28 protein-coding genes are annotated in these 26349 nt (G+C 70.9%); 17 read left to right on the top strand and 11 right to left on the bottom strand.

Annotated elements, in window-relative coordinates:
* Positions 1-36: 36 nt before the first annotated feature.
* Genes QSK17_RS13615 through QSK17_RS13595 form a run of 5 tightly spaced genes read right to left on the bottom strand, consistent with a single transcriptional unit; the run spans position 37 to position 4523 of the window.
* On the bottom strand, positions 37-654 hold the full coding sequence (locus QSK17_RS13615) for a hypothetical protein (protein ID WP_285705039.1): 618 nt from the start codon (positions 652-654) through the stop codon (positions 37-39).
* Positions 645-2108 carry a hypothetical protein gene (locus QSK17_RS13610; RefSeq protein ID WP_285705038.1) on the bottom strand — a complete coding sequence of 488 codons (1464 nt, stop codon included), beginning with the start codon at positions 2106-2108 and terminating at the stop codon, positions 645-647. The genes QSK17_RS13615 and QSK17_RS13610 overlap by 10 nt, the downstream gene beginning before the upstream one ends.
* 11 nt (positions 2109-2119) lie before the next feature.
* Positions 2120-3124: an ATP-binding cassette domain-containing protein gene (locus tag QSK17_RS13605; protein ID WP_285705037.1), complete on the bottom strand. Its 1005-nt coding sequence runs from the start codon at positions 3122-3124 to the stop codon at positions 2120-2122.
* Positions 3121-3951, bottom strand: a complete 831-nt coding sequence (locus tag QSK17_RS13600; protein ID WP_285705036.1) for a zf-HC2 domain-containing protein — start codon at positions 3949-3951, stop codon at positions 3121-3123. Before QSK17_RS13600 ends, QSK17_RS13605 begins: the two co-directional genes overlap by 4 nt.
* Positions 3948-4523 (bottom strand): RNA polymerase sigma factor, encoded by a 576-nt coding sequence (locus QSK17_RS13595; protein ID WP_502889202.1) that lies wholly within the window; start codon positions 4521-4523, stop codon positions 3948-3950. Before QSK17_RS13595 ends, QSK17_RS13600 begins: the two co-directional genes overlap by 4 nt.
* A gap of 77 nt (positions 4524-4600) precedes the next feature.
* On the opposite strand from QSK17_RS13595, the gene QSK17_RS13590 reads away from it, so the two are divergent.
* From QSK17_RS13590 to QSK17_RS13580, 3 genes are all read left to right on the top strand, one after another.
* Complete coding sequence (locus QSK17_RS13590; protein ID WP_285705035.1) at positions 4601-5635, top strand: PLP-dependent cysteine synthase family protein; 1035 nt, start codon at positions 4601-4603, stop codon at positions 5633-5635.
* Positions 5636-5720: 85 nt separating this feature from the next.
* Complete coding sequence (locus QSK17_RS13585; RefSeq protein ID WP_285705034.1) at positions 5721-6614, top strand: hypothetical protein; 894 nt, start codon at positions 5721-5723, stop codon at positions 6612-6614.
* A 229-nt stretch (positions 6615-6843) separates the two neighbouring features.
* A complete protein-coding gene (locus QSK17_RS13580) occupies positions 6844-8085 on the top strand; it encodes a sensor histidine kinase (RefSeq protein WP_285705033.1) in 1242 nt (413 codons plus the stop codon).
* A 39-nt stretch (positions 8086-8124) separates the two neighbouring features.
* On the opposite strand, the gene QSK17_RS13575 is transcribed toward QSK17_RS13580, so the two are convergent.
* Complete coding sequence (locus QSK17_RS13575; RefSeq protein WP_285705032.1) at positions 8125-8706, bottom strand: TetR/AcrR family transcriptional regulator; 582 nt, start codon at positions 8704-8706, stop codon at positions 8125-8127.
* Between the two features lie 61 nt (positions 8707-8767).
* Between QSK17_RS13575 and QSK17_RS13570 the strand changes: the two genes are divergently transcribed.
* The 4 genes from QSK17_RS13570 (at position 8768) to QSK17_RS13555 (ending at position 12857) form a co-directional block, all read left to right on the top strand.
* On the top strand, positions 8768-10279 hold the full coding sequence (locus QSK17_RS13570) for an ABC-F family ATP-binding cassette domain-containing protein (protein WP_285705031.1): 1512 nt from the start codon (positions 8768-8770) through the stop codon (positions 10277-10279).
* On the top strand, positions 10273-11103 hold the full coding sequence (locus QSK17_RS13565; RefSeq protein WP_285705030.1) for a Vgb family protein: 831 nt from the start codon (positions 10273-10275) through the stop codon (positions 11101-11103). Before QSK17_RS13570 ends, QSK17_RS13565 begins: the two co-directional genes overlap by 7 nt.
* 85 nt (positions 11104-11188) lie before the next feature.
* Positions 11189-12139: a tetratricopeptide repeat protein gene (locus QSK17_RS13560; RefSeq protein ID WP_285705029.1), complete on the top strand. Its 951-nt coding sequence runs from the start codon at positions 11189-11191 to the stop codon at positions 12137-12139.
* Positions 12140-12215: 76 nt separating this feature from the next.
* Entirely contained in the window at positions 12216-12857 is a 642-nt protein-coding gene (locus tag QSK17_RS13555; protein ID WP_285705028.1) for a response regulator transcription factor, read from the top strand.
* 79 nt (positions 12858-12936) lie between these two features.
* Here the strand turns inward: QSK17_RS13555 and QSK17_RS13550 are convergent, their stop codons facing one another.
* Together QSK17_RS13550 and QSK17_RS13545 are read right to left on the bottom strand one after the other, a co-directional pair.
* Positions 12937-14187, bottom strand: coding sequence for a hypothetical protein (locus tag QSK17_RS13550; RefSeq protein WP_285705027.1), 1251 nt, complete (start codon positions 14185-14187; stop codon positions 12937-12939).
* A gap of 122 nt (positions 14188-14309) precedes the next feature.
* Positions 14310-15284, bottom strand: a complete 975-nt coding sequence (locus tag QSK17_RS13545) for a helix-turn-helix transcriptional regulator (protein ID WP_285705026.1) — start codon at positions 15282-15284, stop codon at positions 14310-14312.
* A 65-nt stretch (positions 15285-15349) separates the two neighbouring features.
* Between QSK17_RS13545 and QSK17_RS13540 the strand changes: the two genes are divergently transcribed.
* Positions 15350-15838, top strand: a complete 489-nt coding sequence (locus QSK17_RS13540; RefSeq protein WP_285705025.1) for a hypothetical protein — start codon at positions 15350-15352, stop codon at positions 15836-15838.
* 84 nt (positions 15839-15922) lie between these two features.
* Here QSK17_RS13540 and QSK17_RS13535 read toward each other — a convergent pair whose 3' ends face one another.
* Entirely contained in the window at positions 15923-16372 is a 450-nt protein-coding gene (locus QSK17_RS13535; protein WP_285705024.1) for a cupin domain-containing protein, read from the bottom strand.
* A 287-nt stretch (positions 16373-16659) separates the two neighbouring features.
* Complete coding sequence (locus tag QSK17_RS13530) at positions 16660-17409, bottom strand: hypothetical protein (RefSeq protein ID WP_285705023.1); 750 nt, start codon at positions 17407-17409, stop codon at positions 16660-16662.
* Between the two features lie 95 nt (positions 17410-17504).
* On the opposite strand from QSK17_RS13530, the gene QSK17_RS13525 reads away from it, so the two are divergent.
* The 9 genes from QSK17_RS13525 to QSK17_RS13485 all read left to right on the top strand — a co-directional run bounded on the left by QSK17_RS13525 (position 17505) and on the right by QSK17_RS13485 (position 25188).
* Entirely contained in the window at positions 17505-18578 is a 1074-nt protein-coding gene (locus tag QSK17_RS13525) for an AAA family ATPase (RefSeq protein ID WP_285705022.1), read from the top strand.
* 7 nt (positions 18579-18585) lie between these two features.
* Complete coding sequence (locus QSK17_RS13520) at positions 18586-19500, top strand: DUF58 domain-containing protein (protein ID WP_285705021.1); 915 nt, start codon at positions 18586-18588, stop codon at positions 19498-19500.
* Complete coding sequence (locus QSK17_RS13515; protein WP_285705020.1) at positions 19500-20447, top strand: VWA domain-containing protein; 948 nt, start codon at positions 19500-19502, stop codon at positions 20445-20447. Before QSK17_RS13520 ends, QSK17_RS13515 begins: the two co-directional genes overlap by 1 nt.
* Positions 20448-20520: 73 nt before the next feature.
* A complete protein-coding gene (locus QSK17_RS13510; RefSeq protein WP_285705019.1) occupies positions 20521-21114 on the top strand; it encodes a class I SAM-dependent methyltransferase in 594 nt (197 codons plus the stop codon).
* Entirely contained in the window at positions 21111-21665 is a 555-nt protein-coding gene (locus QSK17_RS13505; protein WP_285705018.1) for a TrmH family RNA methyltransferase, read from the top strand. Before QSK17_RS13510 ends, QSK17_RS13505 begins: the two co-directional genes overlap by 4 nt.
* A 97-nt stretch (positions 21666-21762) precedes the next feature.
* Entirely contained in the window at positions 21763-22554 is a 792-nt protein-coding gene (locus QSK17_RS13500) for a glycerophosphodiester phosphodiesterase family protein (RefSeq protein ID WP_285705017.1), read from the top strand.
* A 43-nt stretch (positions 22555-22597) separates the two neighbouring features.
* Positions 22598-24016, top strand: coding sequence for an MFS transporter (locus QSK17_RS13495; RefSeq protein ID WP_285705016.1), 1419 nt, complete (start codon positions 22598-22600; stop codon positions 24014-24016).
* A 122-nt stretch (positions 24017-24138) separates the two neighbouring features.
* On the top strand, positions 24139-24483 hold the full coding sequence (locus QSK17_RS13490; RefSeq protein WP_285705015.1) for an RNA polymerase-binding protein RbpA: 345 nt from the start codon (positions 24139-24141) through the stop codon (positions 24481-24483).
* 219 nt (positions 24484-24702) lie between these two features.
* The gene (locus QSK17_RS13485; protein ID WP_285705014.1) at positions 24703-25188 is read left to right on the top strand and encodes a MarR family winged helix-turn-helix transcriptional regulator; all 486 of its coding nucleotides are present in this window, start codon (positions 24703-24705) and stop codon (positions 25186-25188) included.
* Positions 25189-25217: 29 nt separating this feature from the next.
* Here the strand turns inward: QSK17_RS13485 and QSK17_RS13480 are convergent, their stop codons facing one another.
* A complete protein-coding gene (locus QSK17_RS13480; RefSeq protein ID WP_285705013.1) occupies positions 25218-25841 on the bottom strand; it encodes a TetR/AcrR family transcriptional regulator in 624 nt (207 codons plus the stop codon).
* Between the last annotated feature and the right edge of the window lie 508 nt (positions 25842-26349).

Below are 26349 nucleotides of genomic sequence, written 5' to 3'. Positions count from 1 at the left end.
GCCCCGAGGCCGCTCCACCTGACGGATGCGGCGCCTTCAGCGGCGATCGCGGCTCACCCAGCCGAGCGCGGTGAGCACGGGCGGCAGCACGGCCGACCACCCCCAGTGGACGATCTCCCAGTTCTCCTCCTGCGGATAGAGCCACGGCCAGTACGGCCCCCGCAGGACCAGGCTCACCGAGACGATCACCAGCAGACCGCCCGTCCCCGCGAGCGCGGCCGCCCTTCCCTGGTGCACCCGCCCGGCAACGGACGCCGCCAGCAGGCCGACCGTGATGCACACAGCGGCCTCCACTGCCATCCCCGCCACCCTGAGTCCTCCGTTCTCCGGCAGCCTGGCCGAGGCGACAGCGCAGGCGACCGCCCAGGACAGCCCCGCGGTGAGGCCCCCGAACCCGCAGCGCAGCCACTGACGGAGCCAGCGGGGCACCGGGGTCGCGGCCGTGCTCGCGGTCATCTCGTCGATCACGGCGAATCCGGCGGCGGCACCCAGCATCACCCCCATCATCCTGAGCAAGGTGAGAGCGGTCCCGGTATTCAGCGGGGAACCGGCGTCGATCAGCCAGGCCATGACGACCGCGAGCGTGCCGGTGGCCGCGAGGGGGATCCAGTCGATCGCCCGCACGATCGGCTTGATCAACTGGATCACGAGCATGGCTGCCCCTTCTCCGGCTCGGCGGCGAACTCAGGGCGCAGGCCCAGCAGCGGAAGCGCCTGCTCGACCGTCGTGCCGGGATTCAGCAGCGCGTCCCAGTTCGTCCAGATCCGTTCCCTGGCACCGGGCATGGCGAGCAGCCTGCGGGCGTATCCCAGTTCGGCCGCGCCGTACCGGACCATGCCGAGCGGAGACTGATCCCGCGTGAAGAGGGAGGAGCCGATCTGGATCTCCCGGTCCTCGGGCGGAGTCAGCGGGACAGCCTGGCCGAGCAGCCACAGTGCCACGATCACCCTGCTCTGGCCCCGCGCGTCGCAGCCCTCCGCCGGCGGTCGCAAGCCCGCGACGGAGCGGACGACCCCCGAGGCGAGCACGGCGCGATGGGTGTCCTCGGCTCCGGCCCGTCCCCACATCATGAACGTGCGGATTTTCCGCTCCTCATCGTCGTCCGCGGGCCACCAGGTGTCGGTGAACTGCCGGACAACCGGGAACCGGTCACGTTCCGCCGGGGGCAGCGCCCGCACCACGGGATCCACCGCCGACACCCACGACGGGATCCAGGCGACATAGTCGCGGAAGGCGCAGTAGGTGACGGTGCCGTGCTTCTCGCACCGCCGGGCGTCCGGCCCGAAATAGCGCTCCCGGACGCGAGCGTCCATGTGACCGAGCAACGCCGTCGGATCTTTCTGTACGGCCTCGAACCGGTAGTTGATCTCCTCCCTCGGAGCGGCGGCGGTCGCGGCGGCCCCCACGGGCACCGCCACCGCCGCGGCGGCCAGGGCTGCGACCAGGCGCACCGGCCTGACTCCGTGCCGCAGCAGGGCCAGGGTCGCGAAAAGCGCGATGGCGGCCAGGAGATAGACGACGTGCAGCGCCGACGGGCGCTGCGGCCAGTCGGGCCCGTGGAAGAGCACGACGGGCAGGAACCAGCCCCCGTAACCGCTCTGATTGCCGTTCAACCAGGTGAAGGCTCCGATCAGGAAGGCCGTTGCCGGAACCGCCACCAGCCACGGGACCCACCGGCCGAGCATCGCTCCGAGAGCGGCGGCGAAGGGCACGGCCAGCACCCCGCCCAGCGCCTCATAGGGATCGAACACGCCCGCTACCGGGCCCATGGCCAGCCGCGCCAGCAAGTAGCCGATCATCACCGGCAGCGCGATGGCGGCTCCGACCACCACGGCCGCCAGCGTCGCGGCCGTGGTCCGCTCCGCTGCCCGGCCGGGCAGCGCTCCGAGCGTCTCGGGCATGCCTCCCCGGACATCCCGGGACGTCGCGAGGTTGGCGGTGAGCATCATGGCCGCCGCCAGGAGCAGCATGGCGCCTGACGTGCTGGTCGGCTCGACGCTCATGTCGGGCAGCCACTCCCAGGTCGCGACCAGTCGAAGTCCCAGGCAGAGCGCGGCGGCGCCCCACGGGACAGGGCTGCGCAGCAGCCGCCGAACCTCGAGCAACATCAGCGACCGGATCACGTATTCTCCCGTCCGCCCGAAGCACGGCCCGAAGCACCACCCGAAGCACCCGCCGGGGTGCCCGCAGAGCCGTCCGCAGGACCACCGGGCAACCCACCCGGCAGCCCCCCGGGCGGTTCGCCGGCCCCCTCGCCGAGCAGCAGCAGGTAGCCGTCCTCGACACCCGGGTCGGCCGGGACACCCGACGACGGACGGGGCCCGAGCGTGCGGTACCGCCCGTCGGCCGTCCGCCAGAACAGGCCCTCTCCCGCGGGCGGGTGGTCCGACAGCCACACCCGCCCGGCGGCGGTGGCCGCCAGATCGCCCGGCGTGCCCTGGAACACCGCCGCGCCGTCCCTCATCACGATCACCCGCTCGCACAGGGCGGCCACGTCCTCCGTCTGGTGGGTGGACAGCAGCACGGTACGGCTCTCGCCGAGCCGTGACACGAGGGCGCGGAACCGCATCCGCTGCTCCGGGTCCAGCCCCACGGTGGGCTCGTCGAGGATGAGCAGGCCGGGGTCACCGAGCAACGCCTGGGACAGCGCGAGCCGCTGACGCATGCCGCCGGACAGCTTGCGCACCTTCGTCCCGGCCAGATCCGCCAGGTCGGTCTCGCGCAGGACCCGGCGCACCTCCTGGTGGCGTCGCCTCCTGTCGGTCAGCTCCTTCAGGATCGCGACGTACTCCACCAGCTCGAACACCGTGAAATGCGGATAGAACCCAGGACTCTGCGGGAGGTAGCCGAGCCTCCTGCGCAGGTCCGTACGCCTGCCGGGGTCGGACGGGTCAAGCCCCAGTGCCCGCACCTCGCCGCCGTCGGGGGCGAGCGTGGTCGCCAGGCAGCGCAGGAGGGTGGTCTTGCCCGCGCCGTTGGGCCCGAGGAGCCCGGTCACGCCCCGGCCGAACTCCAGGGTGACGCCGTCGAGCACCATTTTGCGGCCGTATCTCTTGGTCAGGTCGCGCACGGTCACCGTCGCCGTCGCGGGCGCCGACGTCGGAGGTGTCGTGGGAGTGGTCATCGGGGGTCTCCGGGGTCGAGGCGGCCGCGCCGCAGGTAGACGAGGGGGACGAGCGCCAGCGCCGCCGCGCCGTACAACGCCTGGGCGCCGGGTGAGAAGGCCAGCAGGCGGTCGTCGGCGAGCAGGGGGCCGGCGGCCACCGCCCCGAACCAGGCGGCGGCGAGCACCGCCACCGAGAACGGCGGCGCGAAGCGTGTCGACAGGGCCAGCGCGGCGGCGGTCAGCGCCAGGGAGGGCAGCAGCCAGGCCACGGCGAGCCCCGGCGGCGCGGGGAGCAGCGGCGTGGCCGCGCCCGTCAGCCCGACCGCGCAGCACAGCACCGCGAGCGTCCGCAGCAGCAACGCCCGCCACCCGGCCATCGGGGTGGCGGCCTGCAGCTCGTACGCGGGGTCGACGTGCCGGCCGTACGCCATCGCGATGCCGGCGACCGGCAGGATCGGGGCGGCCACCAGGAAGGGGAGCAGCGCGTTCGCCTTGTCCGGCCCGCCGTGCGCGCCGAGGTGGGCCGCCGCGACGGCGAAGGCGAGGACACCGGTCACGGCGACGAGCCAGCCGCGGGCCAGGGCGGGAGTGGCCGCGAGGAACGTGGCCACGTGCTCGGGCACGCCGAGCCGGCGCAGGACGCGCGCGGCGGCTCTCGGCCGCGGCATGTCGACCAGGTCCTCGATGCGCTCCCAGCTCGCCGCGAGCCACCCCTCCTCGTACGGCACCGCCGCCCGGCAGCGCGGGCAGCCCGCGAGGTGGCTTTCCACGGACATCACCTGGGCGGGGTCGAGACGGCCGCGCGCGTAACGCTCGACGAGATCGGCGGGCAGGTGCCAGGTCATGCCAGATACCCCCTGAGCCGGGCCTTGGCCCGCATGACGCGGGTCTTGACGGTGCCCTCGGGAACGCCGAGAAGCCGGGCGGCCTCCCTCACGGTGAGGCCGTCGAGCACGGTCGCCTGGATGGCGGCGCGCAGCTCCGGTGAGAGCCGGGCGATGGCGGTGCCCAGGTCGCCGTGCTCGACACCGACCAGGACGGCGTCCTCGGCGGACTCCGTGACCAGGTGCGCGTCGTCGAACGAGGTGACGGACGGCGCCGTACCGGTCCTGCGCAGCGCGGAGATCAGGCGGCGGATCGCGATCGTCCAGATCCACGCCGCCGCCTCGCCCTCCGCGGCGCGATAGCGGTGCGCGTCCCGCCAGACGGCGACGAACGTGTCCTGGATCGCGTCGTCCACCATGTCCGGGTCGGCGCACCGGCGGGCCAGCCGTACGCGGAGCCATGGGGCGTGCCGCTGGTGGAGGAGACGCAGCGCGTCCGTCCTGCGGGCCGCCGCGGCGGCGAGGAGTTCCGCGTCGTCGCTGGCCGGGCCGATCGGAGGAGGCTCTCTCCGCCGGGCAAGGAATCCGTACACACCCCCATCTATCGCGGCATCCGCCCCCGCCGGTTCCCCAAGAGACGGAAAACGTGGAAACGCCATAGATTGCCCACATGATCAGCGCATGGGCGACGCAGGCGATCGGCAGGCTGGACGAGGAACGGGAACGCGCGGGCGCCACGCCGCTCCGCGAGTTCCCCCTCCCAGCCGGATGGGGAGTGCGGCTGCTGCTGAAGGACGAGTCCGCCCAGCCCACGGGCAGCCTCAAGCACCGGCTGGCGCGCGCCCTCTTCCACGACGCGATCATCGCGGGCCGGATCTCCGAGGGCACCACCGTGGTGGAGGCCACCGGAGGTGCGATGGCCACCGCCCAGGCGTACTTCGCCCGGCTGCTCGGCCTGCCGTACGTCGCCGTGATGCCGAAGAAGTCCTCCGGCGCCGAGGTCGAGCGGCTGGGCGGGACGTGCCGGTACGTCGATCCGCCGCTCGCGATCTATGAGGAGGCCCGGCGCCTGGCCGACCGGGTGAAGGGCCACTGTCTCGATCACTACGCGGCGGCCGCGGCCGTGGACTGGCACGGCGGGAGCCTGGCGGAGGAACTGTTCGAGCAGGTGGCCGAGTGTCCGCGCTGGATCGTGGTCGGCGCCGGGACCGGCGCCACCTCCGCCGCTCTCGGCCGTCACCTGCGCGATCGCGGTCTCCCCGGGCGGCTGGCCGTGGTGGATCCGGAGAACTCCGCCTACTTCCCCGGCTGGGCCTACGGCACGCCCGACTACACCACCGGAATGCCCTCCCGGATCGAGGGCATCGGCCGCCCACGCGTGGAACCCGGGTTCGCCGCCGATGTCGTCGATCTGGTCGTCCCGGTGCCCGACGCCGCGAGCGTGGCCGCCGCCCGCCGCGTATGCGAGGCGACGGGACTGGCGGTCGGGCCCGCGACGGGGACGAACCTGTGGGGCGCGCTCGAACTCATCGGCCGCATGCGCGCCGAGGACGTGCGCGGCGACGTGGTGACGGTGATCGGTGACGCGCACCCTCGCCACCTGTCCACCTGCCACGACGACGCTTGGGCGAAGGGCAAGGGGCTGGACTGGGAGCCCCACGCCGCCCGCCTCGCTCGCGTACTGGATCACGGCGAATCCTGGTGACCGGGCGTGGATCTCCCCCACGCGGGGGAGGCCGCTCACCCTGGCTCGGGAAGACCGGAATCCACGGGCGCGGGAGCGTGGATCCATGAACTCGCAGCAAACGAACTCGCGCATCGAGGCGCGCCCGGAGGCACCGCCGTACCGTCCCCTCATCGTCGCCGGCGGATGGACGGCCACCGCGCTGCTCATCGGCTACTCGGCCACCGGTGTGGCCTTCGACATCCTCCTGGTGATCATGAAGGGAATCTCCCTCCTGACCGGCGACCCGGGCGTGCTCAGCTTGGACATCGACTGGGTGCTCAGCGGCACGCGTGTGGCGTCCCTCATCGCGGGCACGGTCGTCGCCGTCGCCACCATGCGCTACCGGCGGCGCGCGACGGGCGCCTGCTCCCGATGCGGCCGAACGGGACACCACCCGCATCCGGAGAGCGATCACACCGGCGCCGCCGGACAGGACGAACAGCACGAACGGAGCGCTTGGAGCGGTCTGAGCGGATACACCCGCCACGCGGGATACGCCAGCGCCCTGCTCGCCGCCGCGTACGGCGGGCTGAAGGCCCAGTGGGGACTGGGCGGCACGTTCGGTCTCGACGATCCGCACGCCTTCGGGGATGACGTGCACCTGTGGACGCCGGGGCTCGGGGACACGGCCGTGCTCGGCCTCATCGGGGTCGCGCTCGGCATCGGTTTCGCCCGCACCTGGACTCCCCGGTTCATCCCGCGCTGGATGCCCCTGACCGCCGCGTTCGTGGGTTCGGTGATGCTGATCTCCACCGGCCTCATCAGCACCGGCATGATGGTCGCCGCCGAGCTCGGGCTCCTTGAACCACAGATATCAGGCGACCTGGGAGGGGTCTCCGCGTGGGTGTTCCAGGGCATCTATCCCCTGTTCCTCACCTGGGGCCTGACCATGGCGGCGGCCGCGATCGGCTATCACTACCGGACCAGAGGACGTTGCGCGGCCTGCGGCCTCGGGTGACCACCCCTACCCCGGTCTCCCCTCCAGATTCCCCTCCCCATCCCGCTTCTCGTTCCCGCCTCCGGGCCCCTCGGTTTCGACTGGCCGCCCGCTCCCCCAACCCCCATCCCTCCCCGCCAGAGGAAAGGCACTCCACGGGCAGGGCACCATGGGGTGCGACCGAAGCGGCGAACCGACCGGCAACGGTTCGGCGAGCGGGACCAGTGAGCGGACCCGGAAAGGAGCACAGGTGAAAGGCGTCGTCGCCACACTGCGCAGCGCGGTCACCTACCGCCGGTGGGCCTGTCTGGTCGTCGGCGGCGCACTGCTGATGCCGTACATGATGGCCGGTGGGTTGGTGGCGGCGATCTGGCGCCCATCCCCCGTCGTCGGCGACCCGCTGCTGTCGGTCGAGCCGCTGGTCTTCTTGGCCGTCCTGCCGATCATCGCTGTATCCGGGCTGTTCCTGCCGGTGCGGGCGTTCGAGATCGCGGCGGCGAGGGCGCTGCTGGGCGTGTCCATCGAACCGCCCCCTCCCGTGGCGCGACGGACCTGGACGGAACGCCTGCGGACCGCCGCGTGGTTCACCGCCCATCTCGCCTTCGGCGGCATCGCGAGCGGCCTGGCGCTGGCCCTCGTCCCGTTCGCGATCTGGACGACGGCGCTGCCGCTGATGGACCGTCCGATCAGCATCGGTGATCTCACCGTCGAAACCGGGTGGGCCGCCGCGTGGGGGCCACCGCTCGCCGTGCTGACGCTCGTGTCCCTCTTCGGCGCGCTCGTGGGAGCGGGCAGCCTGCTGGCCGCGCTCGCGCCCGCCCTGCTGGGCCCCTCGCCCGCCGACCGGCTGGCGACGGCCGAGGCGAACGCGCGCCGGCTCGCCGCCCGCAACCGCCTGGCCAGGGAACTACACGACTCCGTCGGCCACGCGCTCAGCGTCGTCACCGTCCAGGCCGCAGCCGCCGGCCGCGTCCTCGATCGGGACCCGGCCACGGCGCGGGCCGCTCTGGACGCCATCGAGCAGTCCGCCAGGTCCGCCCTGGCCGAGCTCGACCACGTCATCGGTGTGCTGCGGGAGGGCGCGAGCCGCACCGATCCGGAGCCGACCCTGCACGACCTGGACCGGCTCCTGGACTCCTCGGGTGCCCGGATCACTCGTAATATCGGGGATCTGTCCGGCGTCCCCCCGGTGGTGTCCCGTGAGGCGTACCGGATCGTGCAGGAGGCGCTCACCAACGCCCTCCGGTACGGCACCGGCCCGGTCGAGGTGACGATATCCGTACGCGACGAGAACCTGGAGCTGGATCTGCGGAACGCGACACGGGCACGGCGGGACGCGCACGCGAGCGGACGGCGGGCGGGGCGTGGGCTGGCGGGCATGCGGGAGCGGGCAGACCTGCTCGGCGGCGAGTTCGAGGCGGGCCCGGCGGACGGCGGCTGGCGGGTCCGCGCCTCCCTCCCGCTGCCCATCGAAGGAAGGTGGCGGTCATGACCGTGCGCAGCCGCATGAAGATCCGAACTCCATACACGCCTAGATGACGCCCGCGCGGGCGGCGGCGACAGCGGCGTCGGCCGCGCGTTCCGCGTCGCGTTCGGTGACCGGCTCGTGGGTGATGAACAGCCGGTAGTAGATCGGGGCGACGGCCATCCTGATCACGTCGGCGCCGTCCGTGTCCGCCGGCAGTTCGCCCCGCTCGACGGCTCGCCGCACCACTTCGGCCGCCTGCTCGTGGCGGGCCATGAAGAAGTCGTGCAGGGACTGCGCGGCCCCGCCGCTCTGTACGGCCGCCGTCACGAACGCGGCGGAGATCGGCCCGGCGACGGGATCGGCGAACCCGCTCTGCACCAGCCGGACGATCTCCCTCAGATCATCCTGGAGGGAACCGGTGTCGGGCATCGGCCACGGCTCCTCCCGCGCGAGCTCCAGCGCGTCCGCGATCAGCCCCTCCACGCTTCCCCAGCGGCGGTACACGGTCGTCTTGTGGACACCTGAGCGGATCGCCACGTTCTCCACCGTCAGTCCGCTGTAGCCATGTTCGGCCAGTTCGGCGATTGTCGCCTGCCGTACGGCGTCGCGCACGCGAGCACTTCGACCACCGGGTCGCTTGTCCAAAGTCTACTCCAGTTGCGTTAATTTTCATGGTCATGGTAGCTTAACGCTACACAAGTTGTGATTGGAGTCTTTCCTGACCACTCAGCTCTCCCTCAAGGGAGTCTCGAAGTCGTACGGCGAGCGCCGAGTCCTCAACCAGATCACCTTCAGCGTCCGCCCCGGCGAGCGCGCGGGGATCGTGGGCGAGAACGGTTCCGGCAAGTCCACGCTGCTCCGGATGATCGCCGGGGTGGAGAGGCCGGACGACGGCGAGGTGACGGTGTCGGCGGCCGGCGGTGTCGGCTACCTGAGCCAGACCCTCGACCTACCCGGCGACCACACCGTCCAGCAGGCCGTCGACGCCGCCCTGGCCGAGCTGCGCGCGCTTGAGCGCGGCATTCAGGAGGCCGCCGAGGCGCAGGACATGGACAGGTACGGCGAGCTGCTCACCGCCTTCGAGGCCAGGGGCGGATACGAGGCCGACACCCGCGTGGACAAGGCGATGCACGGGCTGGGCCTGGCTCAGATCGAGCGCTCGCGCGTGCTGTCGAGCCTGTCCGGCGGCGAGCAGGCGCGGCTGGGTCTGGCCTGCGTGCTGGCGGCCTCGCCGGAGATCCTGCTGCTCGACGAGCCGACCAACCACCTCGACGAGGCGGCGATGACCTGGCTGGAGGATCGGCTGCGCGAGCACAAGGGCACGGTGGTGACGGTCTCGCATGACCGGATCTTCCTGGACCGGGTGGCGACGGCGATCCTCGAAGTCGAAGGCGGCACGATGACCAGGTTCGGCGGCGGCTACACCGGCTTCCTCGCAGAGAAGGCGGCGGCCCGGCTGCGCTGGGAGGAGGCCCACGCCGACTGGCAGGAGGAGATCCGGCAGGTCAAGGAGTTCGCCGCGACCACGGCGCACCGCGTCGCCGTCGGCCGGGCCATGAAGGACAACAACAAGATGGCCTACGACCGCAGCGCCGGGCGCGTGCAGAGTTCGGTGGCCTCACGGGTACGGCAGGCCCAGGAGCGCCTGCGCCGCCTGGAGGAGGACCCGGTCCCGCGCCCGCCCAGGCCGCTGCGCTTCCGCGGCGCGTTCGCGCCCGCCGGTGCCCGCACGGGCACGCTCGTACAGCTCGACCGGCTGCGGATCGCGGCGGGCGACCGGCTGCTGATCCACGGGCCCAACGGCGCGGGCAAGTCGACACTGCTCGGCGCGATCGCGGCCGAGGCGGGCGCGCGGGCCGGATACCTCCCGCAGGAGGTGACGTTCGATCCGGACAAGACGGTCATCGAAACCTACGGCGGGGAGTCGGCGGCGCTGATGGCGACCGGCCTGTTCCCCCCGGAGGCGCTCGAACTCAAGGTCGGCGCGCTGTCGGTGGGCCAGCAGCGGCGGCTGGCGTTGGCCATGCTGCTGGCGGGCGAGCACGACCTGCTGCTGCTCGACGAGCCCACCAACCACCTCTCGCTCACCCTGGTCGAGGAGCTCGAACAAGCGCTCGACGGCTTCGGCGGCGCGCTCGTGGTGGTCACGCACGACCGGGCGCTGCGGCGCCGTTTCACCGGCACGGAGATCTCACTTTCAGGGGGCAACGTATGTTGATCAATGGTTCGCCTTACGGCGTCGTCACCGGTCCCGACGGCGCGCTGTGGTTCACGCTCGTCCATCAGGGACAGATCGGGCGGGTCGTGCCGGGCGAGGACCCCACGATCTTCCAGCTCGATCCTGCCGACGGCCAGCCCACGGTGATCACCGTGGGGCATGACAGATCGTTGTGGTACACCGAGTTCGCCGGTGGCCGGATCGGGCGGATCACCCCGGACGGCACGATCACCGCCTTCGAGGTGGCCTCGCCGTACGGCATCGCCGCCGGCCCCGACGGGGCCATGTGGTTCACGGGGCTCCAGGGTGACCAGATCGGCCGCATCACTGCGACGGGCGAGGTCACCCTCCACCCGCTGCCCACCGAAGGCGCGATGCCGTCGGCGATCGTGACGGGGCCTGACGGCGCGCTCTGGTTCACCCTCAACCAGGGCAACGCGATCGGCCGCATCACCGTTGACGGCGAGGTGACGCGGTACGCGCTGCCCACGGCGGGCGCGGCCCCGGTGGGCATCTGCGCCGGACCGGATGAGGCGCTGTGGTTCGTGGAGATCGGCGCGGGCCAGGTGGGCCGGATCGACACCTCCGGTGCGATCAGCGAGTTCCCGCTGCCTGATCGCGCCGCCAGGCCGCACGCCATCGTGACCGGCCAGGACGGTGCCCTCTGGTTCACCGAGTGGGGCATCGGCAAGCTGGGCCGGATCACCACCGAGGGCAAGATCGACGAGTATCCGCTGGAGGGCGCCGAACCCCACGGGCTCACGGTCGGACCCGACGGCGCGATCTGGGTCGCGATGGAGTCCGGGGCTCTGGTGAGGAGTTAGCCAGGCGACCTGTCGCTCGCGACCCATCCACGCGTCCTTGCCATGCTGTGGCGCCTCGTCAGCCCGTCCCCCTACCATGCGCGCCATGATTTTCAGATACTTCCGGAAACGGATGGATCCGGCCGTCCACGACGCGGGCAGGGGCGACCCCGCCCCACCTACGGGGGACCCCACTGCGGACCGCCTGTGGCGGACGCTGGCGAGACGTGATCTGCGCTCGGCCCGCGAAGTCTTGGAGGAGGTGAGCGACCCTGATGATCTCGCGTTCTACCTGTACGTCTGCTCACTGGTGCCCGGAATGCGGAAATGGGCCGGGGAGTGGATCAAAATGCAGCCGGACTGGGCCGTTCCCCTGCTCGTCAAAGGCCTGTGCGGCATGAGGTGGGCGCTGCAGGCGGCGGAGCCCTCGGGCGGAGGATTCCGGTACTTCCGTCGACTGGAGGCCGCTGAAGACTGTTTCACTGCGGTGCTCACCCGCGATCCGGACAACTCCGCAGCCTGGTCGTATCTCGTCGGCACGTCCTTCCGGCGGGAACTCCCGCTCGCCGAGACTCGGCGGCGGTTCGCGGAAGTGGTGGCCCGGCATCCGCTCCACCTGCACGCCCACGACGAGATGTTGCGCGGCCTGTCCGCCAGGTGGGGCGGCAACGAGGAGGAGATGTTCGACTTCGCCCGCGCGACCGTCGCAACGTCACCGCCCGGCAGTCCCCTCGGGCGGCTCGTCGCGAGCGCGCATCTTGAGCGCTGGTTCTGGGAGGGGATGCCGGACGGCTACCTGAACCGGCCGGATGTGCTGGCCGAGCTGCACGCAGCGGCCGACCGCTCCGTCCGCCATCCCGCCTACCGTCGCCGGCCCGGCTGGCCGATCACGGACAACCTGTTCGCGTACGTCTTCGTCATGGCCGGGGACTACACGGCGGCGAGGGAGCTGTTCGGCATGATCGGCGACCTGGTGACGGGGTATCCGTGGTACCGCCACGGCGACCCGATCGCCGTCTTCGACCAGATGCGCGCCCTCGCCCGCGAGCATGTGTGACCGCGACCGAAATGGTCACTGGGCACCGGCCCGGACGGCATTCAGGCCACCCGCCGGAACCTTCTAGGGTTGGGCCATGATGCTGCGTGTGGTGATCGTCGACGACGAAGATCTGATTCGTACCGGACTGCGCATCATCATCGGGGCCGAGCCGGACCTCAGCGTCGTCGGCGAGGCGTCGGACGGCGCCGAGGCGGTGTCCGTCGTCCGGGAGACGCGGCCCGACGTGGTGCTCATGGACGTGCGCATGCCCGCCGTGGACGGGATCCAGGCGACCCGGACGATCCTGGCCGGTCAGGCGCCGCCGAAGGTGCTGGTCGTCACGACCTTCGAGAACGACGACTACGTCTACGACGCGCTGCGGGCCGGAGCGAGTGGATTCCTGCTCAAGCGCGCCCGGCCGGAGGAGCTGGTGCACGCGATCCGGCTGGTGGCTTCTGGGGACTCGCTGCTCTTCCCGGCCGCGATCAGGTCGCTGGCCGCCGCGCGCGGCGTGGACCGCACCGTGCCCGGGATCGGCCGGCTCACCGCACGCGAGGCGGAGGTGCTGCGGCTGATGGCGCGCGGCCTGTCCAACGGCGAGATCGCGGCCGAGCTGGTGGTCGGCCCGGAGACCGTCAAGACCCACGTGGGAAACGTGCTGGCCAAACTCGACGCCCGGGACCGGACCCAGGCGGTGATCGCCGCCTACGAGTCGGGCTTCGTCTCCCCCAGCTGACCGTGAGCGACGGGCCGCTACCAAGAAATCACACAGCGCGACTTCTACGGCCCTCGGCCAGCGGCTGCCGGGACTCGCATCAGGACGCGTCCGAGACGAAGATGGCGGAAGTGCGATCCCCGTCGTCCGTCTCGATGAAGCCGAATCCGTAGAGATCTCCGGTTGCGGCCACCCGCGCGAAGGAGGACAGGAACGGTTTCGCACCCTGGGGGCGCGGAAGGTTGGAGATGGTCCAGGAGCCGTCTTCCCGGTGAGAAAGCACCGCTGAGTAGTCTGGGTTTCCCTCCTGATCCATCTTTGTCGCGGCCACGTGAACGGCACCGCGCGTACCGCCGATCACCGCACCCAGTTGCCAGCCGTGCGGCACCGGGACCTGGCTCCAGAGGCGACCGTTCCAGTGCGCGGCAACGGGAATCTCCTGCCCGTCGGAGGCGCCCTCGCCCATGTGGTCGATGCCTGACCCGGTTTGCGTTCCGAAGACCCAGACGTCATCCCTTGCCGCGGCGTGCACGCTGGTGAACTGGGTGAACGCCTGATCGTTGGGCGAGCCGAACGCGGAACCAAGGGACACAGTCCCCCACGTTCGACCGTCGAAGTGGGCAACCGCCGCCCGATCCCCGTCGGCATCATCACGCCAGCCGATGGCCCACACATCCTCTTCGGAAGCGGCGCTCGTCGCGGTGACCCGGAGCGGTAAACGCACCCGCCGCCAGCTGCCGTCGTCGAAGAACCAGTTGTCCCCGGCGTAGCCGCCGAACAGCCATGCCCGGTGGCGGCCAACGGCCTGCACGCCGCTCACGTCCTGCTGGACCCGGCGGGCGAGCGTCCACCGGCGACCATCGAAGCGGAGCACATTGGCGAATCCGGTCTCGGAGCTGGACACAGCCCAGACGTCGGTCCGTGACGAGCCACTTGCGGACAGAAACGCGCCCTCGAACTTGCCTGGGAGCCGGACCGCGCGCCACGATGCCCCATCCCAGCGCAGCGTCACGGGGAACTGCGGCTCCAGCTCGTCACCCACATTGGTCTGGCCGAACGCCCATCCTTCCGTCGAGCCGACCATGACCCCGACATTCATCGAGTCGAACTCGCCGTAGTCGTGCGCATGTGCGATTCGCCATGGCGGACCAGCGGCGACGACCGGCTCCGCCCCGGCAGGCGTCTTCCCGATCGTGGCCGCGGTCACCACGGGGGACGACCTCGCTGACGGTGCCGTGGCAGGCCGCCGAACGGACTGGCAGCCGGCCAGGACCACCACCGTAACCACCACGCCCGCCCCTACGGCAACTTGCCGCAGCTTGCCCGGCTTTAGGAGTTCGGCAGCGTTCATTGCATCTCCTGGAGCGTCCATGTCGATGGAGGAACGTTAGAGGGACGGAGCACGGCGATCCAGGCGCTAGGTCGTGTCTGACAAATCAAGCCCTGCTGCGGGCAGCATTTGTCAGACACTCCCTAGATCTCCCCGTCGTAGAGCGTCGCCATGGCCCGTGCCGATGCGGCGACGCGCTCCCGAAGCTCCGATGGTGCGAGCACCTCCACCTCCGGGCCCAGCCGCAGCAGCTCTGCCTCCGCGTGGGCGAGGCTCTCGATGGGGATGACAGCCCGGCGCCAGCCGCCGGGCTCCAGCTTTCCCTGGTTCACGCCATCGAGCACCGCCTGCGCCGCGACGTCCTGGAGGCGGGTGATGCCGACCGGTGAGATGCGTATGTCCGCTTCGCCCTGCCACAGCCGCTCCTGCAGCCGCGCCGTATGGGCCTGCCAGTGACGAGCCAGGTCGAACCGGACCGGTGGGTCGAACACCTCTTCCAGCGGCTCCAGGTCAAGGATCTGCCCGATCCGGTAGGTGCGCAGGTCATCGCCGGCACGGGCGACGGTGTACCAGCGTCCGGCCTTGAGCACGATCCCGTAGGGCTCCAGACGCCGCTCAACCACCTGCGGGGCATGCCACCGGCGGTAGCGCACGCGGATGGCCCGCCGCTCCCACACCGCGGCCGCCACCGCCGGAAGATGCGGCACCTCGTCCGCCTGCCGGTACCAGCCCGGGGCGTCGAGGTGGAAGCACTCACGGATCCGCCTGACCTGGTCCTGCAGCGCGACCGGCAGGGCCGCCTCGAGCTTGAGCTCGGCCGCTGCCAGGACCGAGCCCATCCCCAGCTCGGCCGCCGGCCCGGGGAGACCGGCCAGGGGCAGGGCCTGCGCCTCGGCCGCGGTCAGTCCGGTCAGCCGCGTGCGGTAGCCGTCGAGCAGGGCGTAGCCGCCCGCGTGCCCTGCCTCGCCGTAGACCGGCACGCCCGCCGCGATCAGCGCCTGCACATCCCGGTACACCGTACGCACCGACACCTCGAGTTCCGCCGCCAACTCATCGGCGGTCATCCGGCCGCGGTTTTGCAGCAGGAGCAGAAGCGAGAGGAGTCGACTGGCGCGCATGGTCGGAAATCTACGGCCTGTCCACTGACACTGGATGTCAGGGGACCGGTCATAGCGTCTGGGGCATGACGAACAACGACTTCGCGTTCCTCACCGGCACCTACGACGTCGCCAACCGCTGGCGCAAGGACTTCCTCGACCCGACGGAGGGTGACGACCGTTGGGAGGAGTTCCCCGGCATCACCCGCGCCTCCTGCCACTTCGACGGCGCCGCCAGCTTCGACGAGATCGAATTCCCGACCAAGGGCTTCTCCGGGCTGACCCTGCGGCTGTTCAACCCAGCGACCGCACAGTGGTCGCTGTACTGGGCCAGCAAGCGCACCGGCACCCTCTTCCCACCCGTCACCGGCAGCTTCGGCGCGGACGGCACCGGCGTCTTCCACGGCGACGACGAACACGACGGCCGCGCGGTCAAGGCGCGCTTCATCTGGTCCGGCATCACCACCGACCGCGCCCACTGGGAGCAGGCGTTCTCCCTCGACAACGGGCAGACCTGGATCACCAACTGGCACATGGACTTCGCCCGGCGCACGGCCACCGACCGCGTCACATAACGGCGGCTGCCACAACCGCAAGACCGGACAGCAGGTCTTGCGATCCCTGATCGCAAGACCACTGATCACATCGGAATGACTCGTCTATTGCGGAGCGGTGTACTCGATCGCGGCATGCTCGATGTAGGCGTCGAGCTCCGGGAGATTGACAACCACCGGGTTCACGCCGGAGCGCACCACTGCCCAGACCGTCTCAAATTCGGCGGAGGCGTTGATCTCCTGGTGAACGACGTAGGAGGGGACGAACACGAAATCTCCCGGGCCCGCCTCGGCCACGTGCTCCAGCCGGTCTCCCCATCGGAACCGGGACGTGCCGCTGACGACGTAGAGGACGGTCTCCTGGTCCCCGTGATGGTGCGCTCCAGTTACCGCGCCGGGCTTGACGGTGCTCAGGAACGCCGACAGATGGGCCGCGTCCGGGTTGCGGGCGTCGAAAGCGACGTCACGGATGAGCCCGGGTGTCTGCGCCGTATCGCCGTCGAGAGCGTCGCGGCGCGCGACCCTGATCTGCTTGCCGGCGGAGATATCACTCATGACCGTGGTTCTCCAGCGTCAAAGGTGCTGTTCGTTCTTGCGACCGCCCGCCAGGACTTGCCTCCGCCCGCGAAAACGGAGCAGCCGTACGATCGCCAGATCCATGAATCCGAGTGCGTTTTATGCCACTCTATCCCGGTTACTGGCGGTTCACCCGACCGCAGCGCCCGCGCCGTCCGGCTGCTCCGCCGGCGACCGAAGCGTGCCCGGGCCGCGGGTCGGAGACCTCGTCGTTCAGCGATCGACGACAGGCCACGACTCGCAACGCGCCTCTGATGAAACGCGGCTCAGATATCCCTGCCGAGGTCGTCGTCCCTGCCGGGGACTCTCGTCCGGTCGTCCGAGCCTCCGTCGGACGGCTTGGGCGACTGTTCCCCGGGTCGCGGGGACGCCGGGGTGGGCGGCGGCGTGGGGACGATGACCGTCGGCGGCAACGGCCGGGACGGCTGCTGGTCGCCGTCCAGACGGAACAGCAGCAGCAAGATCATCAAGACCGTCATCGTCAGAAGCGTGGCCAGCAGCGCCGAGGCGAGGCCGACGGAGCGCCCGGTCGCGACAGGAGGGGGTCCCGGAGGCGCCGGCGCGGGCAGCGCCGGGTCCCGGTCGCCCAGCCAGTACGGCACGAAGTCGGGTCCGTTCCGGTCGCCGAGCAGCATGCCCGACACCATGACCGGCTCGAGGAACCGCTCCGCGCCCGCTCCCCCCGGCACGTACGGCACGGCGACCCACGGCGCCCGGCCACCGTCCATGCCGATGACCTGCGGGGTATCGACACGGCCGCGCACCATGCCGAGGAGGGGGACACCCCGGCCACGCCGTCCGGCGCGGTGCCGTTCGGCCTCCTTGATCGCGGTGACGAACCGCTCCCTGGCCGCCGCGTCCAGCGCGGCCCCTCTGGTGAGGACGGCCACGGACACGGCACGGCCGTTGGGCCCCTGGCCGAGGTAGACCAGACCGGCGGGCGCGGTCAGCAGGCGGGCCTGCAGCACGAAAGGCCCCAGGCGGGGCGGGTCGCCGTACTGCAAAGGAGTGGCCATCCAGCTCATGAAAACACACCCGACGGTTCCGGCCCCCGACGCCGGGCACGGTCAGGGCATGGATTCTGCCACGGAGTCACGATTGAATAACGCGCATGACCGTTGCGGATGAGCGCAGTGAGCCGGATCGGGACCGGGCGAGGGGCGGCAGCACAGCGGCCGGCACAGCGGCCGGCACTGGAGGCGGCACTGGAGGCGGCACTGGAGCGTTGCGGGAGACCCTCGCCGAGGTGCGCCGCGTCATCGTCGGGCAGGACCACATGGTCGAGCGGCTGCTGGTGGCGCTGCTCGCGCGGGGGCACTGCCTCCTGGAGGGCGTTCCCGGGGTCGCCAAGACGCTCGCCGCGTCGACGCTGGCCACGGTGGTCGGCGGCTCCTTCGCGCGGATCCAGTTCACCCCCGACCTGGTGCCGAGCGACATCGTGGGCACCCGCGTCTACCATCCGGGCAGCGAGCGGTTCGACGTCGAACTCGGTCCGGTCTTCGTCAACTTCCTGCTCGCCGACGAGATCAACCGCGCCCCGGCGAAGGTGCAGTCCGCACTGCTGGAGGTGATGGCGGAGCGGCAGGTCACCCTGGCGGGGAAGACCCACCCGCTGCCCCGGCCGTTCGTGGTGCTGGCGACGCAGAACCCGATCGAGTCCGAGGGCGTCTATCCGCTGCCCGAGGTTCAGCGGGACCGGTTCCTGTTCAAGGTACGGGTGTCCCATCCGAGCGCCCACGAGGAGCTGGAGATCCTCCAGCGGATGAGCGTGCGGCCGCCGGTGCCCGAGCCGGTGCTCGATCCCGGGCGGCTGATGAAGCTGCAGGACATGGCGGAGGAGGTCGCCGTCCACCACCTGGTCGCCGACTACGTGGTGCGGCTGGTGATGGCCACCCGCTCCCCCGCCGAGTACGGCCTGCGCGAGCTGGAGGACACGATCGAGATCGGCGTGAGCCCGCGTGCCACGCTGGGCCTGATGGCGGCCGGCCGGGCGCTGGCCCTGGTACGCGGACGCGACTACCTGCTGCCCGACGACGTGCGGGACGTGGCGGTCGACGTGATGGCGCACCGGCTGATGCTCACCTTCGACGCCCTCGCCGACGACGTGGACGCCGAGGACGTCGTGCGGCGCATCGTCGCCGCCGTCCCCCCGCCCGTCGTCGTGTGGAACCAGGGCACCCGGTGAGCGGGGCATGAGCGCCGGATCGCCGGAGCTCGCCCTGCGGCGGCTGGAGCTGACCGTGGTCCGCCGGCTGGACGGCCTGCTGCACGGCAACCACCAGGGGCTGCTCCCCGGACCGGGCAGCGAGCTGGGCGACACCCGCGTCTACGTCCCCGGCGAGGACGACGTCCGCCGCATGGACTGGGCGGTCACCGCGCGCACGACCACGCCGCACGTCCGCGACCTGATCGCCGACCGCGAGCTGGAGACGTGGGCCGTCGTGGACCTGTCCGCGAGCATGGACTTCGGCACCGCCGACATGGAGAAGCGCGACCTGGTCGTCTCGGCCGTGGGCGCGATCGGGTTCCTGGCCGGCCGGGTCGGCGACCGGTTCGGCGCCTACGTCCTGAACGGCGACGAGGTCCACCGCTTTCCGGCGCGCGGCGGGCGGCACGCCCTGTACGCGCTGCTGCACTCGCTGGCCGGCGCCCGGCGCGGAACGGGGTCCGTGGACCTGGCCTCCGCCGTGGAGATGATGGCCGCGGCCCATCATCGGAGGGGCCTGCGGGTGGTCGTCTCCGACTTCCTGGACACTCCGGAGTCCTGGGAGCGGCCGCTGCGCCGCCTCGCGTCCCGCCACCAGGTGCTGGCCGTCGAGGTGATCGACCCGCGCGAGCTGGAGCTGCCCGACATCGGTCTGGTGACGTTCCGCGACCCCGAGACCGGCCGGACCCGTGACGTGCACCTGTCGCGCAAGGTCCGCGAGCGGTACGCCGCGGCCGCGGCCGCGCAGCGGGAGGCCAACCGGGCCGCGCTGCGACGGAGCGGCGCCGCGCATCTGGTGCTGCGCACCGACCGGGACTGGGTGGCGGACATCGTCCAGTTCGTCCTCCGGCAGCGGCGCACCGCCCACCTGGCCCGGCGGCATCCGAGCGGAGGACGCTGATGACCTTCCTTTCCCCCGCCTGGCTGTGGCTGTTCACGCTGGTCGGGGTCCTGCTGGGCGGTTACGTCGCGCTGCAGTTCGCCCGCCGCAGGTACGCCGTCCGGTTCACGAACCTCCGGCTGCTCTCGGTCGTCGTCCCGGAGCGGCCCGCGTGGCGGCGGCACGTGCCCGCGGCGATCTTCCTGGTGATGATGAGCGTCCTCGTCCTGGCCGCCGCCCGCCCCGCCGGCACCGCACGCGTGCCGAGGGACCGGGCCACCATCATGGTCGCGGTGGACATCTCACTGTCGATGGAGGCGCAGGACGTCCCGCCGAACCGGCTGGCCGCGGCCAAGCAGGCCGCCCAGAAGTTCGTCGCCGACCTTCCGGAACGCTTCAATGTCGGCGTGGTGTCGTTCGCGCGGTCGGCGTCGGTGGTCATCTCCCCCACGGCCGACCACGCCGCGGTGATCAGCGCCATCTCGAACCTGAGCACCCGGCCCGGCACCGCGATCGGCGAGGCCGTTTTCAACTCGCTCGACGCCATCAGGTCGTTCGACCAGCGGGCAGCGACCGATCCGCCGCCGTCGGCGATCGTGCTGCTGTCCGACGGCGACAACACCTCGGGCCGGTCCGTGAACGAGGCAACCCAGGCCGCCCTCGCCGCCAAGATCCCGGTCTCCACGATCGCGTACGGCACGCCCGAGGGGACGGTCACCATCGACAACAGGCCGGTCCTGGTCCCGGTCAACAAGGCTGCCCTGCGGTCGCTGGCCGACGGCACGGGCGGCCGGGCGTACGAGGCCCAGTCGGGCAGCGAACTCCGGGACGTCTACGCCCAGATCGGCACCTCACTCGGATACAAGATCGTGAACCAGGAGATCACCCAGCGGTTCATCCTCATCGCATTGCTGCTCGGCGCCGGGGCGGCCAGCGCGGCCATGCTGCTGGGCTCGCGGATCCCCTGAGCGGTCAGCGGCCGGAGCGTGCGACCGGGCGGCCGATGATCCCCGCACGCCGGCATTGGTAACGTCTCTCCATGTGGCACATTACTTCGAGGAGCGCCCACGCGCGGCCAGCAGGCCGGGCGTGGTTACCCTGCTCCTCCCCGATCTGCATCTGAGGCTGGAGACCGACCGCGGGGTGTTCTCACCGGACCGGGTCGACGCCGGGACCCGCGTCCTGCTGGAGAGCGTGCCACCACCGCCCGCCGAGGGCGACCTGCTCGACCTGGGCTGCGGCTACGGCCCGATCGCGTTGACCATGGCCTCGCGCGCGCCGGGCGCGACCGTGTGGGCCGTCGACGTGAACCGCCGCTCCGTGGAGCTGTGTGAGCGGAACGCCAAGGCCGCCGGCCTTGACAAAGTAAGGTCGGTCCATGTCGACGAGGTGCCCGGCGACGTGCGTTTCCGGGCGATCTGGTCCAATCCGGCCATCCGCATCGGCAAGCAGGCGTTGCACGACATGCTCACCCGATGGCTGGACCGGCTCACCCCGGACGGCGTCGCCTACCTGGTCGTGCAGAAGCACCTCGGCTCCGACTCTCTGCAGAACTGGCTGAACGACCAGGGCTGGCCCACCACCCGTGCGGCCAGCCGGTCCGCCTACCGAATCCTCAAGGTGGAAGCGCGATGAGCACCCCGAACCCGCGCAGGCAGCTGCGGCCGACCGACGTCAAGCGGCTCAACCGCACCTGGCGCCGCGCCACCGAGTCCCGCCTCGCGCTCATCCTCGAATCGGTCACCGGCCCCTTCAACGTGGGCTCCGTGTTCCGCACGGCCGCCGCGTTCGGGGTGGAGACGATCTGGCTGGCCGGGAACGCCACCCCGCCGACGAATCCCAAGGCGCAGAAGACCGCGCTGGGCACCGACCGGCTGGTCGAGTGGCACGAGCCGGTCCCCGCCGCCGAGGCCGTACGCGCGGCGAAGGAGGCGGGCTACCGCGTCGTCGCGGTGGAGCTGACCGCCGACGCCGCGCCGCTGCACGAGGCCAAGCTCGGCGGCGACGTGTGCCTGGTGGTCGGCAGCGAGGACCACGGCTGCTCCCCCGCCCTGCTGGAGGCGGCCGACGGCGTCGTCTACATCCCCCAGGTGGGCCGGGTCGGCTCGCTCAACGTGTCGATCGCCGCCGCCATCGCCGTCGCGGAGGCGCGGCGGCAGGAGTGGACGTCGACGGCCCATCCGTAATTCGCTTGTTCATGGAGCGCTCACTGACGACCTGGGCCTCCAACCGGCATACTCCTGGTCGTACACGGGAACTGATCCGAGGAGCGGTGACCAACGAATGGCCCGGCGGCGCTTCGCCTTTCTCGACCACCCGGGGCCGCTCGCCTTCGCCCACCGGGGCGGGGCGGCCGAGGGCCGCGAGAACACCATGACCGCTTTCTCGCGGGCGGTCGATCTCGGGTACACGTACCTGGAGACCGATGCCCACGCGACGGCCGACGGAGTGCTGCTCGCCTTCCACGACCACACCCTGGACCGGGTGACCGACAGCAAGGGCCGGATCTCCCAGCTCCCCTACCGCGAGGTGCGCAAGGCCCGCATCGGCGGCACCGAGGAGATCCCGCTGCTTGAGGAGCTCCTCGGCACCTGGTCGGACATCCGGTTCAACATCGATGTGAAGGCGACCCAGTCGATCCTGCCGCTGGCCCGCGCGATCCGCCGTACCAACGCCTACGACCGGGTCTGTCTGACCTCGTTCTCCGACCTGCGCCTGGCCCAGGCGCGCCGGGCCGTCGGCGCCCCGGTGTGCTCGTCGCTCGGACCGCGCGGGGTCGCCGCCCTGCGGGCCGCCGCCATGGGGTCGGGCTACGGCCGGCTGCTCGCCGCCCTGGCCCGCGCCGGGGTGCCCTGCGCGCAGGTGCCGATCGGCGTCCGCGGGCTGCGTGTCACCACCCGATCCTTCGTCCGCACGGCGCACGCGCTCGGCATGCAGGTGCACGTGTGGACGATCGACGACCCGGCGGTGATGCAGCGGCTGCTCGACCTCGGCGTCGACGGGATCATGACCGACAACATCACCGGCCTGCGCGACGTGCTCGACGTGCGCGGCCAGTGGCATCCCCGCACATAACCCCACCCCGACCCCTGCGGCAAGCGCCCGGCGAGGAGACCATATGACCGCCCCCCAGGTCATCGACGAAACCCCGAAGGCACGTCTTCGGGAGCAGCGCGGCTGGTACTGGTACGACTGGGCGAACTCCGCCTTCTACACGACGATCATCTCCGTCTTCCTCGGGCCCTACCTCATCCCGGTCGCCAAGGCGGCGGCCTGCGGCAAGGACTTCCCGGGGATGCCGGTGGACGCCTGCGTCGCCGACTTCGACCGGCTGGCGACCGACCGGCTGGGCTTCGTGGACGTGCTGGGCGCCGACATCCGGCCCGCCGCCTATTTCGGGCTGACCATGACGGTGGCGGTGCTGCTGCAGATCGTCATCCTGCCCGTGGTGGGCGCGCTGGCCGACCACACCGGCCGCAAGAAGGAGCTGCTCGGCGGCTTCGCGTACGTGGGCGCCCTGTCAACCATGGGGCTCTACTTCGTGGCCGGCGACCGCTACCTGCTCGGCGGTGTGCTGTTCATCGTGGCGAACCTGGGCTACGGCGCGTCGATCGTGGTCTACGACTCGTTCCTGCCGCAGATCTCCACGCCGGACGAGCGGGACCGCGTCTCCTCGCGGGGCTGGGCCATCGGATACCTCGGCGGCGGCCTGCTCCTCGCGCTCAACCTCGTCCTCTACCTCGGCAGGGACGGCCTCGGCGTCAGCGAGGGCATGGCGGTGCGGATCAGCATGATGTCGGCCGGGCTGTGGTGGGCGATCTTCACCGTCGTCCCGCTGCTCGCCCTGCGCAACCGGCCCGTCCCCGCGCACGAGACGACCGCGCTGAGGTCGGTCGGGGGCAGCTTCCGCCAGCTCGGGCGTACCATCGCCGAGCTGCGCCGCTATCCGCGCACGCTGCTGTTCCTGATCGCCTATCTCGTCTACAACGACGGCGTGCAGACCGTGATCGGCAACTCCGCGGCGTACGCGTCCGAGGCGCTGAAGCTCAGCAAGGACGTGCAGATCAGCACCATCCTGATGGTGCAGTTCGTGGCGTTCGGCGGCGCGCTGCTGCTCGGCTGGCTCGCCGGCAGGTACGGCACCAAGCGCACCATCCTGGCCAGCCTGGTCGTCTGGACCGTGATCGTGGTCGTGGCGGTCTTCCTGAATGAGGGCGCGGCAACGCAGTTCTACGCCATGGGCTTCGCAATCGCCATCGTGCTCGGCGGCACGCAGGCGCTCTCCCGCTCGCTGTTCTCGCAGGTGATCCCCCAGGGCAGGGAGGCGGAGTATTTCAGCCTGCTGCAGATCAGCGACAAGGGCTCGGCCTTCATCGGATCGCTGACGATCACCCTGGCGCTGCAGTTCTCCAACAGCTACCGGATCGCGATCGTCTCGCTGGTGGTCTTCTTCGTGATCGGCTTCGGTCTGCTGCTGGCGGTGAACATCCCGCGGGCCATCCGGGACGCGGGCAACGAGGTCCCGGAACGCATCTGAGGAACCACACGCCGCAAAGGGCGGTTGGATCACGCCTCCTGTGGGAATCCCCACACGGTATCAAGCGTTGAACGCGGTGGAGACCGACCCCTCTCAGGCGGGACCTCAGGAGGCATTAAGACATGGGCGAGCGTGCACTTCGCGGTACCCGGCTCGGCGCGACCAGCTACGAGAACGACCGCAACACCGATCTGGCTCCGCGCCAGGAGGTGTCCTACACCTGCCCCAAGGGCCATCGCACCACCGTGCCGCTTGCCGCCGAGGCCGAGATTCCGGCGAGCTGGGAGTGCCGCAGCTGCGGGGCCGCCGCTCTCCGGGTGGACGCCGAGCAGCCCCAGCAGAAGAAGGCCAAGGCGCCCAGGACGCACTGGGACATGCTGCTGGAGCGGCGCACGATCGAGGATCTCGAGGAGGTCCTCAATGAACGGCTGGCGATCCTGCGGGCTCAGCGGCGTAAGAGCGCATAACCGGCACGCGACGAAACGGCGACGCCCTCGGAGGGATTCCTCCGAGGGCGTTTCGCGTGCCCGGGCCCCCGCGTCCTGGAGCCCCGCGTCCTGGAGCCGGCCCGGCAGCCCCACAGTGGAGATCCTCCTGCGTCAAACGGTCATTACTCCACACAACGGTCTTCGCCAGACGCTCCACGAGAAAAGTTGAAAGTTCAAATATTTCGCTAGACTGGAGGCATGTCCGGGACACGATGGCTGAGCGACGACGAGCAGCGGACCTGGCGAGCCTACCTCGCGAGCACCCAGCTGCTGCAGGATGCGCTGGAGCGGCAGCTCCAACGCGACTCGGGCATGCCGCACGCCTACTACATGATCCTCGCCATGCTGTCCGAGGCGCCCGGCCGTACGCTGACGATGACCCGGCTCGCCCGCGTCACCCGGTTCTCCGCGAGCCGGCTCTCCCACGCCATGGCCCGCCTGGAGGAGAAGGGTTGGGTCCGCCGGGTCAAGCACGGGCAGGACCGGCGCACGACCATGGCCGAACTGACCGGCGAGGGGTTCGCGGTCCTGGAGGCCGCCGCGCCCGGTCATGTGGAAGAGGTGCGGCACCGCCTGTTCGATCCGCTCACCGGCGAGCAGGCGCGGCAGTTCCGTGACATCCTCGCCACCCTCACGGCCGCGTACGCCCGGGACGGGCACGAGAGCGACCTCACCCCTCCCTGACGGCGACGGCGGCGCCACACGTCATCGAGTCACTCCTGGGGCGCCTGGATCCCTTCCAGGACCATGGTGAGGTACCGCCTGGCGATCTCGTCGGCGGCCAAGCGGCCGCCGGGGCGGTACCAGCTCGCCGCCACCCACACGGTGTCGCGCAGGAAGCGGTGCACCAGTGGAACGTCCAGATCGGAACGGAAGGCGTGTTCCTTGATCCCCCGGTCGAGCACCTCGCGCCACATCCGCTCGAACCGGTCCCAGGACTCCCCCAGGTAGGTGAAGCGCTCCCCCTCCGACAGGTGTCTGGACTCGTTCTGGTAGATCACGACGGCCGCCCGGTGCCGGTCGATCGCGCGGAACGACTCGATGACGAGGCTCTCCATCGTCTCCCGCGCCCCGAGCCCCGAGCCGAGTACCTCGTCGTACCGGGCCCACAGGTCGTCCAGGAAAGTGGAGAGGATCTCGTCGACGATCGACTCCTTGGAGTCGAAGTGGTAGTAGAGGCTGCCTCCAAGGATGCCGGCCGCGTCCGCGATCTCCCTGACGGTGGTGGCGGCATACCCTCGCGCGGCGAACACCTCGGCCGCGGTGGCGAGCAGCTCCGTACGTCGCCCCGCCCGCGTGGCCGCGGTGCCGCCGTCGTCACGCCGTCGTGGACTCATCTTTCGTGGCTCCCTGGACGCCTGCCGGAGACGGAGCCGGTCCGCTCCGTCTCATGTGTACGAGGACTAGTGTCCCGTCTCCCGCCGGATGGCGACGCCGCGGCGGTAGGTCACGGAGCGGAGACCGGCATGACCACCGGCGCGGAGACCCGCGGTGGTAGGCCCGCGGCGGGAGGCCCCTGGGGGATGGCCTAGGGAGTGTTTCGTGGATCTTTGCCGTAGCGAGGATCGGCCAGATGGATGCCGCGCAAGGCGGAGGAGGAGGTCGGAGCGGAGCCTCCGGCCGACATTCCCGGGCCCCGCGGAAAGTCCGAGCTTGCGAGGAGTTTTCGTGGGTGGGGCGACAACGAAGCGAGGCGCCATCTGGGCGACCGCAGTAGGCCAAAAAGATCCACGAAACACGACCTAGGACCATCGTCCGATACCGGTGTCACCACACTGGGATCTACAACAGATGGCACGGGGCCGCGAGGCCACGACGAGAGCATCGACACCCGACTTGGGAGAA

It is taken from the genome of Microtetraspora sp. NBRC 16547, from assembly GCF_030268965.1.
Classification (GTDB): Bacteria; Actinomycetota; Actinomycetes; order Streptosporangiales; family Streptosporangiaceae; genus Microtetraspora.
This window is presented reverse-complemented; position numbering and strand designations above follow the sequence as displayed.